Annotated in this window: 12 protein-coding genes; 4 read left to right on the top strand and 8 right to left on the bottom strand. The window is 64.8% G+C overall.

The features are described 5' to 3' along the window. Nucleotides 1–3 precede the first annotated feature (3 nt). The 4 genes from FLQ03_RS01530 (at nucleotide 4) to FLQ03_RS01515 (ending at nucleotide 8095) form a co-directional block, all read left to right on the top strand. Complete coding sequence (locus tag FLQ03_RS01530) at nucleotides 4–3132, top strand: efflux RND transporter permease subunit (protein ID WP_144373716.1); 3129 nt, start codon at nucleotides 4–6, stop codon at nucleotides 3130–3132. Further along, nucleotides 3122–4501, top strand: a complete 1380-nt coding sequence (locus tag FLQ03_RS01525) for an efflux transporter outer membrane subunit (protein WP_144373715.1) — start codon at nucleotides 3122–3124, stop codon at nucleotides 4499–4501. Before FLQ03_RS01530 ends, FLQ03_RS01525 begins: the two co-directional genes overlap by 11 nt. 113 nt (nucleotides 4502–4614) lie before the next feature. After that, nucleotides 4615–6357, top strand: coding sequence for an ABC transporter ATP-binding protein (locus FLQ03_RS01520; RefSeq protein ID WP_144373714.1), 1743 nt, complete (start codon nucleotides 4615–4617; stop codon nucleotides 6355–6357). Then, a complete protein-coding gene (locus FLQ03_RS01515; RefSeq protein ID WP_144373713.1) occupies nucleotides 6347–8095 on the top strand; it encodes an ABC transporter ATP-binding protein in 1749 nt (582 codons plus the stop codon). Before FLQ03_RS01520 ends, FLQ03_RS01515 begins: the two co-directional genes overlap by 11 nt. 118 nt (nucleotides 8096–8213) lie before the next feature. Here the strand turns inward: FLQ03_RS01515 and FLQ03_RS01510 are convergent, their stop codons facing one another. From FLQ03_RS01510 to dapC, 8 genes are all read right to left on the bottom strand, one after another. Then, nucleotides 8214–9002 (bottom strand): MlaA family lipoprotein, encoded by a 789-nt coding sequence (locus FLQ03_RS01510; protein WP_144373712.1) that lies wholly within the window; start codon nucleotides 9000–9002, stop codon nucleotides 8214–8216. Then, complete coding sequence (locus FLQ03_RS01505) at nucleotides 8999–9301, bottom strand: STAS domain-containing protein (RefSeq protein ID WP_144373711.1); 303 nt, start codon at nucleotides 9299–9301, stop codon at nucleotides 8999–9001. The genes FLQ03_RS01510 and FLQ03_RS01505 overlap by 4 nt, the downstream gene beginning before the upstream one ends. Then, nucleotides 9298–9909, bottom strand: a complete 612-nt coding sequence (locus tag FLQ03_RS01500) for an MlaC/ttg2D family ABC transporter substrate-binding protein (protein WP_144373710.1) — start codon at nucleotides 9907–9909, stop codon at nucleotides 9298–9300. The genes FLQ03_RS01505 and FLQ03_RS01500 overlap by 4 nt, the downstream gene beginning before the upstream one ends. A gap of 30 nt (nucleotides 9910–9939) precedes the next feature. Then, nucleotides 9940–10425 carry an outer membrane lipid asymmetry maintenance protein MlaD gene (gene mlaD / locus FLQ03_RS01495; RefSeq protein WP_144373709.1) on the bottom strand — a complete coding sequence of 162 codons (486 nt, stop codon included), beginning with the start codon at nucleotides 10423–10425 and terminating at the stop codon, nucleotides 9940–9942. 11 nt (nucleotides 10426–10436) lie between these two features. Then, nucleotides 10437–11219 (bottom strand): lipid asymmetry maintenance ABC transporter permease subunit MlaE, encoded by a 783-nt coding sequence (gene mlaE, locus FLQ03_RS01490; RefSeq protein ID WP_144373708.1) that lies wholly within the window; start codon nucleotides 11217–11219, stop codon nucleotides 10437–10439. Beyond that, complete coding sequence (locus FLQ03_RS01485) at nucleotides 11216–12031, bottom strand: ABC transporter ATP-binding protein (protein ID WP_206210823.1); 816 nt, start codon at nucleotides 12029–12031, stop codon at nucleotides 11216–11218. Before FLQ03_RS01485 ends, mlaE begins: the two co-directional genes overlap by 4 nt. 186 nt (nucleotides 12032–12217) lie before the next feature. Continuing rightward, on the bottom strand, nucleotides 12218–13039 hold the full coding sequence (gene dapD / locus FLQ03_RS01480) for a 2,3,4,5-tetrahydropyridine-2,6-dicarboxylate N-succinyltransferase (RefSeq protein WP_206210824.1): 822 nt from the start codon (nucleotides 13037–13039) through the stop codon (nucleotides 12218–12220). 53 nt (nucleotides 13040–13092) lie between these two features. Further along, nucleotides 13093–14283 carry a succinyldiaminopimelate transaminase gene (gene dapC, locus FLQ03_RS01475; RefSeq protein ID WP_144373705.1) on the bottom strand — a complete coding sequence of 397 codons (1191 nt, stop codon included), beginning with the start codon at nucleotides 14281–14283 and terminating at the stop codon, nucleotides 13093–13095. Nucleotides 14284–14294: the final 11 nt, after the last annotated feature.

Here is a 14294-nt window from a genome sequence, read left to right as displayed (position 1 = left end):
ACCATGTTTTCAGCCTTTTTCGTACGCCGGCCGATTTTTGCCAGCGTGATCTCCATCATCATCCTGCTGGCCGGCTTCTTCGGCATGCGGGCGCTGCCGGTGGAGCAATATCCGCAGATCGTACCGCCGTCAGTGGCGGTGACGGCCTACTACCCGGGCGCGTCTGCCGAAGTGGTGGCCGATACCGTGGCCTCGCCGCTGGAGCAGGCCATCAACGGCGTGGACGACATGCTGTACCTGCAGTCCACCAGCTCGGGTAACGGCCGTCTGACGGTAACGGTGACCTTCAAGATCGGTACCAACCCCGACCAGGCCACCATCAACGTCAACAACCGCGTGCAGTCGGCGCTGTCCTCGCTGCCGGAAGAAGTGCGTCGCCAGGGCGTCAACGTGCGCAAGCAGGCCGCTACCTTCCTGCAGGTGATTTCGCTGTACTCGCCGGATAAGCGTTTCGACACCCTGTTCATGAGCAACTACGCGCTGCTCAACGTGGTGGACGAGCTCAAGCGTATCCCGGGCGTGGGCCAGGTGACCAACTTTGCCGGCCAGGATTACGCCATGCGTATCTGGCTGCGCCCGGATCGCCTGTCGCAGCTGAACCTCACCCCGGGTGACGTGGCGAAAGCCATCCGCGAGCAGAACGCGCAGTTTGCCGCCGGCAATATCGGTGGTACGCCGACCGCGGGCGCCAAGCCGGACTTCACCTACACCATTACCACCAAAGGCCGTTTCAGCGAGGTGTCCGAGTTCGAGAACATCATCGTGCGCAGCGGCAGCGGTGGCCAGCAGGTACGCCTGAAGGACGTGGCACGGGTAGAGCTGGGCGCGCTGTCGTACGACTTCTCCGGCCTGCATAACGGCCGCCCCACCATCCCGATCGGTATCAACCTGGCACCGGGTGCCAACCAGCTGGACACCGCCAAGGCGGTACAACAGCGCATGGACGAGTTGGCCGCACGTTTCCCGCAGGGCCTGTCCTACGCCATCCCGTACGACACCACCCGCTTTGTGGAAGTGTCGATCAACGAGGTGATTTCCACGCTGGCCGAAGCCATGGTGCTGGTGTTTGCCGTGGTGTACCTGTTCCTGCAGAACTGGCGCGCCACGCTGATTCCGGGCCTGGCGGTGCCGGTGTCCATCGTCGGCACCTTCGCCGGCATGTATCTGTTCGGCTATTCCATCAACACGCTGACGCTGTTCGGTATGGTGCTGGCCATCGGTATCGTGGTGGATGACGCCATCGTGGTACTGGAAAACGTCGAACGCATCATGATGCAGGAAGGCAAACCGCCGTACGAAGCTACCCTGCAAGCGATGAAGGAAGTGAGCGGCCCGGTAGTCGCCATCGTGCTGGTGTTGTGCTCGGTGTTCATCCCGGTAGCGTTCCTGGGCGGTATTGCCGGCCAGATGTACAAGCAGTTCGCCATCACCATCGCCATCTCGGTGACCATCTCGGGCATCGTGGCGCTGACGCTGACCCCGGCGCTGTGCGCGCTGATGCTCAAACCCGAGCACCAGCACAGCAACCGCTTCTTTGAAGGCTTCAACCGCTTCTTCGACCGCATGACCACCAGCTACGGCAACGGCGTATCGTTCCTGATCCGTCGCAGCCTGCTGGCGCTGGTGATGTTCGGCGTGCTGATCGGCGCGTCGGTGTGGCTGTTCAAGCTGATTCCGTCGTCGCTGGCGCCGGAAGAAGACCAGGGCTACATCATCGCGGCCACCATCCTGCCCGACGGCGCGGCCATCAACCGCACCCAGGACGTGATGAACCGCTTCGACAAGCAGATTGCGGCCAACCCGGCAGTAAAAGATGTGATGAGCTTTGCCGGCTTCGACATCCTGTCCGGTACCAACCGCAGCAACACCGGTGTGACCTTCATCACGCTGAAGCCATGGGACGAGCGCAAGTCGCCCAACCTGTCGGCGCAAGCTGTAGTGGGCGACGTGTTCCAGAAGGGCATGATGGTGCCGGAAGGCCTGGTCCTGGCGTTCAACCCGCCGCCGATCTCCGGCATGTCGTCTACCGGCGGTTTCGAGGCCTACCTGCAAAGCCGTAACGGTGCCAGCAGTGCCGAACTGGCGCAGCAGGCGCAGAAGCTGATGATGGCCGCTGCCAAGCGTCCGGAACTGGCTGGCGTGCAGACCACGTTCTCGGCCAACGTGCCGCAGCTGAACGTGCAGCTGGACCGCGACAAGGCCAAGGCGCTGGGCGTGGCGGTGGGTGACGTGTTCGACGCGATGAGCAGTACCTTCGGCTCGCTGTACGTCAACGACTTCAGCAAGTTCGGCCGCATCTTCACCGTGCAGCTGCAGTCGGAAGCCGACTTCCGCGACAGCGTGGAAGACCTGCGCAACGTGTTCGTGCGTGGTCAGAACGGGCAGATGATTCCGCTGACCAGCCTGGTGACTATCGAGCAGCGTACCGGCCCCGAAGTGGTTGATCGCTTCAACGCCTTCCCGGCTGCCAAGTTCGTTGGCGGCCCGGCTCCGGGCTACAGCTCGGGCGAGGCGCTGATCGCGATGGAGCAACTGGCCAAGGAAGTGCTGCCTGACGGCTACACGCTGGCGTGGACCGGCTCGGCGTTCCAGGAAAAATCCACCGGCGGTTCGTCGTCGATGGTGTTCGTGGTGGCCATGCTGATGGTGTTCCTGATCCTGTCGGCGCAGTACGAACGCTGGACGCTTCCGTTTGCCGTGCTGACCGCGGTGCCGTTTGCCGTGTTCGGCGCGCTGCTGGCCACCTGGCTGCGCGGTCTGGCTAACGACGTCTACTTCCAGGTCGCGCTGGTGACGCTGATCGGTCTGGCGGCGAAGAACGCCATCCTGATCGTCGAGTTCGCCGTGATCAAGATGGAAGAGGGCATGAGTCTGGCCGACGCCGCCATTGACGCGGCCAAGCTGCGCTTCCGCCCCATCGTGATGACCTCGCTGGCCTTCATTCTGGGTTGTGTACCGCTGGCCATCTCCAGCGGTGCCGGTTCTGCCAGCCGCCACGCCATCGGTACCGGCGTGATCGGCGGCATGCTGGCGGCCACCTTCATTGCCGCCCTGTTCATCCCGCTGTTCTTCAAACTGATCATGCAGATGTCGCAGGGCAAGGCCGCCAAAGGAGAAAAACATGACGCTTAAGCAAGCCTTGATGCCGCTGCTGGTAGCGGCCGCGCTGTCGGCTTGCGCCGTTGGCCCCGATTACCAGCGGCCCGGTCTGGCGCTGCCGCAAGGCAGCGAGCAGGCGCAGGTGGACGCGCACTGGTGGCGCCAGTTTGGCGACGCCACGCTGAACCGCCTGATCGCCGACGCCCAGCAATACAACCGCGACCTGCAGCAAACCGCGGCCCGCGTGGACGAAGCGGCCGCCGCTGCCGGCGCTGCACGCGCCAGCCAGCTGCCGCAGGTGAACGCCAGCCTGTCCGGCGCCCGTGCGCAAACCTCGCGCTACAGCAGCGGGGCCGGCGCGCTGGGTGAAAGCTACACCGGCGGCCTGTCGGCCAGCTGGGAGCTGGACCTGTGGGGCAAGGAAGCCCGCAAGCGCGAGGCCGCCAACGCCGACCTGACGCAAAGCCAGCGCCTGCTGGACGCGGCACGCCAGTCGCTGAGCGCCCAGGTGGCCAGCACCTACTTCCAGCTGCTGAGCTACGACGCGCAGCTGGCGGCGGTACAAGCCACGCTGCAGGGCCGCGAGGAAAGCCTCACCCTGCGCAAGAAGCGCTTTAACGGTGGCATGACCTCCGAGCTGGAGCTGAAGCAGGCCGAAGCCGAAACCGCCGCTGCCCGTGCCGCGGTGCCGCGCCTGCGCCAGGCCGTGGCGCAAACCGAGCACGCGCTGGCGGTGCTGACCGGCACCAACCCGCGCGAGCTGGTACAGCCGGTGGCCCGCGGCAAGACGCTGGAGGCGCTGACCGTGCCGCCGCAGGTGCCGTCCGGCCTGCCGTCCGACCTGCTGCTGCGCCGCCCGGATCTGGCCGCAGCCGAGGCGCAGCTGGTCGCCGCCAACGCCCGTATCGGCGTGGCGCGTGCGGCTTACTTCCCCAGCATCGGTCTGTCGGCTGGCCTGGGCAGCGCCAGCTTCGAGCTGTCCAAGCTGTTTACCGGCCCGGCACAAACCTGGAACTACGCGGCCAACCTGGCGGCGCCCATCTTCAACAACGGCGAAATCAGCGCCGGCGTAGACGCGGCCAACGCGCGCCAGAAACAGGCGCTGGCGGCCTACGAGAAGGCGGTGCAGTCGGCGTTTGCCGATACGCTGGACGCGCTGTCGGCCGTGCGTACCTCGCAAGAGGCGGAAACTGCCCAGGGCCAGCAGCTGGCGGCCATGCGCGAGGCACTGCGCCTGGCGCGCCTGCGTTACGACGCCGGCTACAGCAGCTATCTGGAGGTGCTGGACGCCGAGCGCAGCGTGTTCCAGCTGGAGCAGTCGCTGTCGGACGCCCGTCTGGCGCGCCTGAACGCGGTGGTCAGCCTGTACAGCGCCCTGGGGGGCGGCTGGCAGCCGGGCTAAACCGCTGTTCCCGTCAACATCGCCCGTCAGGTCAGGTGCCTGGCGGGCGTTTTTTCTGCACACTGGCCAGCGACAGGGCACGCTGAGGCCCGGGCAAGGCTGTGGAGTCAGGTATGAGTCTGTTGCAATTTCTGGGGGGCTTTGTGCGCCGCCACTGGCTGCGCTACGCGGCGGCGGCAGCCATGCTGGCCTGCGTGGCGGTGCTCACCGTCACCATCCCGCGTCAGGTTGGCCGCATCATCGATAGTTTGGTGGCCGGCAGTCTGGGCGGTCAGGCGCTGTACTGGCAGCTGGGCACGCTGCTGGTCATGGGGCTGGCCATTTACTTTTTGCGCGTGGGCTGGCGTTTGCAGCTGTTTGCCGCCAGCTACCAGCTGGGCGTGGATCTGCGCGTGGCGCTGTACCGCAAGCTGGCGGCGCAAGGCCCCGGCTTTTACCAGCACCAGCGTACCGGTGACCTGATGGCGCGCGCCACCAACGATATCGACGCGGTGGAAATGGCGGCCGGCGAGGCGATGCTGGCCGGCTTTGACGGCGCGCTGACGCTGGTACTGGTGCTGGGCATGATGACGCTGGGGGTGGATTGGCGGCTGGCGGCGGTGGCTTTGCTGCCGTTTCCGCTGATGGCCTACGGCTTCTGGCGCATCTCGCGTCACGTACATCAGGCCTCGGCCGACGCCCTGCAGCGCTTTTCGGCCCTGAACGATCACGTACAGGAAACCCTTAGCGGCGTACGTACGCTGCGCGCGCTGGGCTTGGAAGGCCGCAACCGCGACAGCATGGCGCGCCTAGCCGCCGATGCCGCTGACGCCAGCCTGCAAGCGCAACGCTGGGAGGCGGCGTTTGAGCCGACGGTGGGCATGACGCTGAGCGCCGCCAGCGTGCTGACGCTGGCGCTGGGCGGTTATCTGGTGTGGCACGGCAGCCTGAGTATCGGCCAGCTCACCAGCTTTTCGATGTACCTGGGCCAGCTGATCTGGCCGATGTTTGCCGCCGGCTGGGTGCTGGCGCTGCTGGAACGCGGCAAGGCTGCCTGGGCGCGGCTGGACCCCATCCTGTCGGCGCCGCTGACGGTGGACGACCACGGCAGCGAGCCGCAGCCGCCGCAGGGCTTGCTGCAAGTGGATCAGCTGCGCTTTGCCTACCCGCAACAGCCGCAGCCGGCGCTGGACGACGTCAGCCTGCAGCTGCCCGCCGGTGGCGTGTTGGCACTGGTAGGGCCCACCGGTAGCGGCAAGTCCACGCTGCTGAAGCTGCTGCTGCGCCAGTACCACCCGCAGCAGGGCAGCATCCTGTGGCAGGGCCGACCGCTGGACGACTACACCCTCAATGCGCTGCGCAGTGCCATCAGCTGGGTGCCGCAGGAGGCGTTCCTGTTTTCGGCCAGCGTGGCCGACAACATCGCGCTGGGGCAGCCGGATGCCAGCCGGGCGGAGATCGAGCGCGTGGCGCAGTTGGCCGCCGTGCACGACGATATCCTGCGCCTGCCGCAGGGCTACGATACACCGGTGGGGGAGAAGGGCGTCAGCCTGTCCGGTGGCCAACGCCAGCGCGTGGCCATCGCCCGTGCGCTGCTGTCGCCGGCCCCGTTGCTGATGCTGGACGACGCGTTGTCGGCGGTGGATACGCAGACCGAAACCGCCATCCTGCAGCACCTGCGCGCCGCGCGGCAGGGACGCACGCTGCTGATCGTCAGCCATCGCCTGTCGGCGGTGGTGGACGCCGACGACATTCTGGTGCTGCGTCACGGTCGGGTGACCGAGCGCGGTACCCACGCGCAACTGCTGGCGCGCGACGGCTGGTACGCCAGCCAGTGGCGCTACCAGCAACTGGAGGCCAGCCTGGATGCAAGCTGAACGTCAACAGGCGCTGGCGCTGCTGCGCCATGCCGCCGAACCGGAAAAACACCATGTGCTGCGCGGTTTTGCCTTCCTGCTGCTGGCCGCCGTGCTGGAAGCCTGTGGCCCGCTGCTGGGCAAGCATTTTATCGATCATTACCTGCTGCCGCGGTACTGGGTGGCACACGAGGTGGTGCTGCTGCTGGGCGGGGTACTGGCGCTAGGGTTGGCCGCGTCGGCGCTGCGCTATCTGCAGCTGTTGCGGCTGGCCGGTGTGGCCATGCGCTCGGTGTGGCGTTTGCGCGAAGAGGTGTACGGCCACGTGCTGGCGCTGCCGATGGCCTTCTTCGACAAGGCCATTACCGGCCAACTGGTCAGCCGCGTGACCAACGATACCGAAGCGGTGAAGCAGCTGTACGTACAGGTGCTGTTCGTGATGCTGGACAGCGTGATCGTGGTCTGTGGCGCCTTGGCCGCGATGGCGTGGCTGAACTGGCGGCTGGCGCTGGTGGTGATGGTGCTGCTGCCGGCTGTGTTCCTGATCGTGTGGCTGTACCAGCGCTGGAGCGCGCCGTCGGTCAGCCGTGCGCGCCAGCTGCGCAGCGACATCAACGCGCAGGTGGCTGAATCGATTGCCGGCATGAGCGTGTTGCAGGCTGCCGGTGCCGAACAGCGTTTTGCCGACCGTTTTGCTGCTACCAATGCCGGCCTGTACCAGGCGCGCATGGCCGAACTGCGCGCCAACGCCTGGCTGCTGCGCCCGGCGCTGGACTTGCTGAACGTGTTGCTGCTGACCACGGTGATCTGGGTATTCGGCCAGCACCGCGTCAGCGGGCTGGAAGTGGGCGTGCTGTACGCTTTTGTCAGCTACATCGCGCGCGTGGTGGAGCCGCTGATCCAGATCACCATGCAATTTTCGCAGTTGCAGCAGGCGGTGGTGGCGGCGTCCCGCGTCAACACGCTGCTGCGCGAGGGCGAGGCGGCACGCGGCGGTGACGCCGGCGCCATTGTTGCGGGGGCAGTAAGCTTCCGCGACATCCGCTTTGGTTACGACGCGGCGCACCCGGTGCTGCACGGGGTCTCGCTGGCCATACCCGCCGGCAGCTTTGTCGGCATTGTCGGCCATACCGGCAGCGGCAAGTCCACCTTGCTGTCGCTGCTGCTGCGTTTTTACACGGCGCAAGGCGGCAGCATCGATATCGATGGCGTGCCGCTGGCGCGCATCGGCGAGGCGGCGTTCCGTGCCGGGGTGGGGCTGGTGCCGCAAGACCCGTTCCTGCTGGCCGCCAGCGCGCGCGACAATATCGACATGGGGCGGGGGCTGAGCCAGGCGGCGATCGAGGCGGCGGCGCAGGCGGCCGGCGTGCACGATTTGATCCTGACGCTGGAGCACGGTTACGACACCGATATGGGCGAGAGCGGTACCCGCTTGTCGGTGGGGCAGAAGCAGCTGATCGCCATTGCCCGTGCGCTGGCCGGGCAGCCGCGAATCCTGCTGCTGGACGAGGCTACCTCGCATATCGACAGCGAAACCGAACAGCTGGTGCAGCAGGCCATGCTGCGCTTGCGCGGCCAGGTCACCATCATTGCCATCGCGCACCGTTTGTCCACCATCCGCGATGCCGACCAGATCGTGGTGCTGAACCATGGCCGCATTGCCGAACAGGGCGCGCACGATGCGCTGATGGCTATCGACGGCGGCCTCTACCAGCGCCTGTACCTGCTGCAGCAGCTGGAAGGCGTGGTGGCGGACTAGGGCCTGTTAACGCGATGTTTGATGCGCAGGCCCCAAACAGGCTGCCTGACATTCTGCAAGGTTGGCCGCAAAAGAAAACCGCCCGGTCAACGGGCGGTTTTTTGTGCCGATGGCCGGTTTACTGGCCGGGCGCGCTGGCTTGTGGCGCCGAGGCGGGTTGCTCGGCCACCGGGGCAGAGGCATCGTCCGGTACCAGGTCGTCGATATTGTCGTCGTCCGGATTGGACTGGCTGGCAGGGGGCGTAAAACCGGTCCGGGCGTTGCGGTACTGCAGGTAGGCGTCACGCATGTAGCTGTAGCGGTCCAGTGCGGCCTGGTCGAAGGTTTCGTCCAGCCCCAGCAGCTTTTCACGGCTTACCACGCCGTAGGCGATGGTGGCTGCGGCTGCATCGCGGTTTTCCTGGAATACCCACGAGCCGCTGCTGTAGCCGAATGACAGCCCCATGCCGGTACCGTCACGGATGGTGCTGGGCCCCAGCAGTGGCAGCACCAGGTAGCTGCTTTGCTTCCAGCCGTAGTGGGCGAAGGTGTCGCCCAGCGTGGCCTTGTAGCTGGGCAAGCCCATCGGGGTGGCCAGGTCGATCAGGCCGAACAGGCCGAAGGTGCTGTTGATCGATACGCGCAGCAGGTCGGTGGCCGACTTCTTGCCTTCCAGCTGGAGGGCGTGGTTGGCCAGGCTGTACACGTCGCGCAAGTTGTCGAACACATTGCCGACAGCGGTGCGTACCGGCTGCGGCGTGATGAAGCGGTAGCCCTCGGCTACCGGCTTCAGCACGTACTGGTCGGCTTTGTCGTTGAAACTGAACACGGCACGGTTCATCGGTTCCAGCGGGTCTTGCGGGTTACCACCGGTGCTGGCACAGGCTGTCAGCACGCAGCAGCTGATGATCAGCAAAGGCTTGTTCACGGCTTGGCCTCCTCGGCAAGCCCGAGCAGCGGGGCCAGCTCGTACAACTCGGCCAGCACGCGCAGGCTGTCGGGCACATGGTGCAATTGCAGCGTGCCCCCCCGTTGCTGTTGGCGACGCAGGGCGTCCAGCAGCAGGGCGACGGCGGCGGAATCCACCTTGCCCAGCCCGGACAGGTCCAGGCTGGCGTTACCCCCTTGCAGGGCAGTGCTCAGCTGGGCCTGCAGCGCGGCGGCGGTGTCCATGCCGACATCACCGCTCAGCGCGAACTGGCCCGGGGCAACGGTGCGCAGTGTCATGCCGGTTTGCCTTTTTCGTTCTTGTCCTTCAGCAGCTTGATCAGGCCATCCACGCCGTTCTTGCGGATTTCTTCGCCGAACTGGTTGCGGTAGATGGTAACCAGGCTGGCACCTTCCACACTGACGTTATAGATCTTCCAGCCCTGATTGCCTTTGTACAGGGTGTAGTCGACCATCACGTTTTTCTTCTCGCCGTTACCCGGCAGGGTGACTTCCGACTTCACTACCGCCTCGCGGCCGTTGTTGTTCAGCTGCGCGTTCGGCTTCACGTCGATCTGCGCGTTCTTGAAGCGGGTCATGGTGGAGGAGTAGGTGCGCACCAGCAGGGTCTGGAACTGCTCGGCCAGCTGGGTTTGCTGCGCCGGGGTGGCACCGCGCCAGTCTTTGCCTACCGCCAGCGCGGTCATGCGGATGAAGTCAAACTGCGGTACCACCAGGTCTTCCACTTGTTTGCGGATCTGGTTGGTGTTCTTGCCGGTGTCTTTTTTCAGCAGCTCGAGCGCGGATTGCGAGGTGGTGCTGATCACGTCCACCGGGTTATCGGAAGCGGCGAGGGCGGTGCTGCTGAGGCCCAGCATCACCATCAGGGTAGCGAACAGTTTTTTCATGATGTGCGTCTTTCTCTGGAGAGTTCTTGTTTATTCGGTTTTAGCCGGGGCGTCCTGGCTGCCTTTTTCGGCAAAGCTGGTCATGAATTTGCCGATCAGCTGTTCCAGCACCAGGGCGGAAGAGGTGAGGCTGATGCGGTCGCCGCTGGCCAGGTTGTCGGGGTCACCGCCTTGGGTGAGGCCGATGTATTGTTCGCCCAGCAGGCCGGCGGTGAGGATCTCGGCGCTGGTGTCACGGCTGAACTGGTATTGCTTGTCCAGCGTCAGCGTGGCGCGGGCTACGTAGCGTTTGGTGTCCAGCTCGATGTTGCTGACGCGGCCAACCACCACGCCGGAAGACTTCACCGGCGCTTTTACTTTCAGGCCGCCGATGTTGTCGAACTCGGCCACCAGGGTGTAGGTGTCGGCGCTGCTTTGCGGGGTGAGGTTGGCCACCTTCAGCGACAGGAAGGTGACAGCAGCCAGACCGATGGCCACAAACAGGCCGACCCACAGATCAATGGTAGAGCGTTTCATTATGCAGTTTCCTAGAACATGAAGGCGGTCAGGACGAAGTCCAGCGCCAGGATGACCAGTGCCGAGGTCACCACGGTACGGGTGGTGGCAGACGATACGCCGGCCGCCGTGGGCGTGGCGTCGTAGCCTTCAAAGACGGCGATCAGCGTCACGGCCATGCCGAAGAACACGCTCTTGGTCAGGCCGTTGATCACGTCGTAATGCAGGTCGACGTTGTTCTGCATCTGCGACCAGAACGTGCCGGCGTCCAGGCCGATCATTTCCACGCCCACCAGATAGCCGCCGAAGATGCCCATCACGTTGAACAGTGCGGCCAGGATAGGCATGGAAATCACGCCGGCCCAGAAGCGCGGCGCCACCACGCGGGCGATGGGGTTCACCGCCATCACGCTCATGGCTTCCAGCTGTTCGGTGGCCTTCATCAGGCCGATTTCGGCGGTCATGGCGCTACCGGAGCGGCTGGCAAACAGCAGGGCGGCCAACACCGGGCCCAGCTCGCGCAGCAGCGACAGTGCCACCAGCGCGCCCAGCGCGTCGGCCGAGCCAAAGCGGGCCAGGGTGTTGTAGCCCTGCAGGCCCAGCACCATGCCCACAAACAGGCCGGACACCACGATGATGATCAGCGACAGCACGCCGGCGTAGTAGATCTCGCGGATGGTGAGATGGAAGCGCAGCAGGCTTTGGCCGGAGTTCAGCACGATGGCCACGAAGAAGCGGCTGATGAAGCCCAGGCGCCACAGCGCGTTGATGGTGGCAGCGCCCAGGCGGCGGAACGGAGACAGCAGGGCGTTCATGCGCGCACCTCCTTCAGGCCGAAGGCGTCGGCCAGGGTATTGCCGGCCGGGTAGGCAAAGTGCACCGGGCCGTCGGCCTCGCCTTGCACGAACTGCTGTACCCACGGCGAAGCGGAGTGGCGCACTTCATCCGGCGTACCTTCGGCGGCGATGCGGCCGCTGGCCACGAAGTAGACGTAATCGACGATCTCCAGCGATTTGTGCACGTCGTGCGTCACCATGATCGACGAGGTACCCAGCGCGTCGTTCAGCTTTTTGATCAGCAGGGCGATGGTGCCCAGCGAGATCGGGTCCAGGCCAGTGAACGGTTCGTCGTACAGCATGATCTGCGGGTCCAGCGCGATGGCGCGGGCTAGTGCGATGCGGCGTGCCATGCCGCCGGACAGCTCTGCCGGCATCAGGCTTTCGGTGCCGCGCAGGCCGACGGCGCTGAGCTTCATCAGCACCAGGTCGCGGATAAGGCTTTCCGGCAGCCGGGTATGCTCGCGGATGGGGAAGGCGACGTTGTCGAACACCGACAGATCGGTGAACAGGGCGCCAAACTGGAACAGCATGCCCATACGGCGGCGATGCTGGTACAGCGCCTGGTTGCCCATGCGGCCAACGTCCTGGCCATCCACCAGTACCTGCCCCTGCTGGGCGCGTACCTGGCCGGAGATCAGCCGCAGCAGCGTGGTTTTGCCGCTGCCGCTGCCGCCCATGATGGCCACCAGCTTGCCGCGGGGGATGGTAAGGGAGATGTCCTGCAGTATCGGCCGGTCGCCGTAGGCAAAGCTGACGTTTTTGAGCTCGATGAAACTGTCGGAAGACACGATCAGGGATTGTCCTGTGAAATCAAGAAGAAACAGGGAGCCGACTGTTGCCGACTCCCTGTGGGCATTTTATCTGCCTTGTGTGCAGTGCGCAAAATGCCAGCGCGCTTTTTTTGTGTAGAAATTGTTACCGTGCGTGATTAATACAGCGCTGAAAACTATCGATAACAAGACCTTAAAAAAAGCTTAGACGCCGCGCAGCAGTTCGTTGATGCTGGTTTTGCTGCGGGTTTGCGCGTCCACTTTCTTGACGATCACGGCGCAGTACAGGCTATGGCTGCCATCCTTGGACGGCAGGTTGCCGGACACTACCACCGAGCCCGGCGGGATGCGACCGTAGCTGATTTCGCCGGTTTCGCGGTCGTAGATCTTGGTGGACTGGCCGATGTACACGCCCATCGAGATCACCGAGCCTTCACCGACGATCACGCCTTCTACCACCTCGGAGCGGGCGCCGATGAAGCAGTTGTCTTCGATGATGGTGGGGTTGGCCTGCAGCGGCTCCAGCACGCCACCGATGCCGACGCCGCCGGACAGGTGCACGTTCTTGCCGATCTGGGCGCAGCTGCCTACGGTGGCCCAGGTGTCGACCATGGTGCCTTCGTCGACGTAGGCGCCGATGTTGACGTAGGACGGCATCAGCACCGTGTTTTTGGCGACGAAGCTGCCTTTACGAGCCACGGCGCCCGGTACGGCGCGGAAGCCGGCTTGCTGGAAGCGTTCCTGGTTCCAGTCGGCAAACTTGGTGTCCACCTTGTCGAAGTAACGGCTCACGCCGTCATCCAGCAGTACGTTGTCGCGAATGCGGAACGACAGCAGCACGGCCTTCTTCACCCACTGGTGTACGACCCAGTCGCCGTCGATTTTCTCGGCAACGCGCAGGTGGCCGTTGTCCAGTTCTTCGATCACTTGTTCCACGGCGGCTTTCAGTTCGGCCGATACGGTAGCCGGGGTGATGTCGGCACGGTTTTCGAAGGCTTGTTCGATGATGGGCTGGATCGGATGCATATGGTTCAGTCCTTGGGCGATATGGATGGTAGTCATGGTTCTCGATGTCGTGTTCAGTGGTGTTTTTTTACGAAGCGGACGATGCGCTGTGCCGCTTCTTCGCATTCGGCTTGCGTGGCCACCAGGGCCAGGCGGATACGGCCGGCGCCGGGGTTCACGCCGTGGGCGTCGCGTGCCAGGTAACTGCCGGGCAGCACGGTGATGTGTTCTTCGGCAAACAGCCGGCGCGCAAACGCGGCGTCGTCACCGCCGGGCACTTCGGCCCACAGGTAGAAGCTGGCGTCGGGGCGCGCCACGTTCAGTACCTGTGCCAAAGACGGGGTGACCGCGTCGAACTTGGCAGTATACGCTGAGCGGTTGGCCGCGACATGGTCTTCGTCCTGCCAGGCGGCAATGCTGGCCTGCTGGATGGTCTGGCTCATCGCGCTGCCATGGTAGGTACGGTACAGCAGGAATTTTTCCAGGATGCGCGCGTCGCCGGCCACAAAACCCGAGCGCAGGCCCGGCGCATTGCTGCGTTTGGACAGGCTGGTGAACATCACCAGACGCTCGTAGCCGCGGCCCAGCTGGCGTGCGGCTTCCAGCCCGCCCAGCGGCGGCGTGTCGAAGTAGATCTCGCTGTAGCATTCGTCGCTGGCAATGATAAAACCGTAGCGGTCGGACAGCGAGAACAGTGTGTTCCAGTCTTCCAGCGACATCACCGCCCCGGTCGGGTTGCCGGGGCTGCACACTACCACTACCTGCGTACGCTGCCACACGGCTTCCGGTACGGCCGTCCAGTCCGGCTGGTAGCCGTTGGCCGCCAGGCAGTTCACGTAATACGGTTCGGCGCCGGCCAGTAGCGCGGCGCCTTCGTAGATCTGGTAGAACGGGTTGGGCGAGATCAGCACCGGCTTGTCGCTGCCGCGCGGGTCGATCACCGCTTGCACGAACGAAAACAGCGCTTCGCGGCTGCCGCACACCGGCAAAATCTCTCGCGCGGCGTCCACGGCAATGCCGTAACGGCGCTGCAGCCAGTCGGCGCAGGCGCTGCGCAGCGCGTCGCTGCCCAGCGTGGCCGGGTAAGCGGCTAGGCCGTCCAGGTTGGCCATCAGCGCTTGCTTGACGACGTCCGGCGTCGGGTGCTTGGGTTCGCCGATGGACAGATTGATATGCCGCAGGTCGGCGGGCGGCGTCACGCCGGCCAGCAGGCCGCGCAAACGCTGGAACGGGTAGGGCTGCAACAGATCGAGGTGGGGGTTCAACGCCGTTTCCT

The sequence above is a fragment of the Vogesella urethralis genome, from assembly GCF_007644045.2.
In the GTDB taxonomy this organism is placed as follows: Bacteria; Pseudomonadota; Gammaproteobacteria; order Burkholderiales; family Chromobacteriaceae; genus Vogesella; species Vogesella urethralis.
Note: the sequence above shows the minus strand (reverse complement) of the source record. Positions and strands in the feature narration are given on the sequence as shown.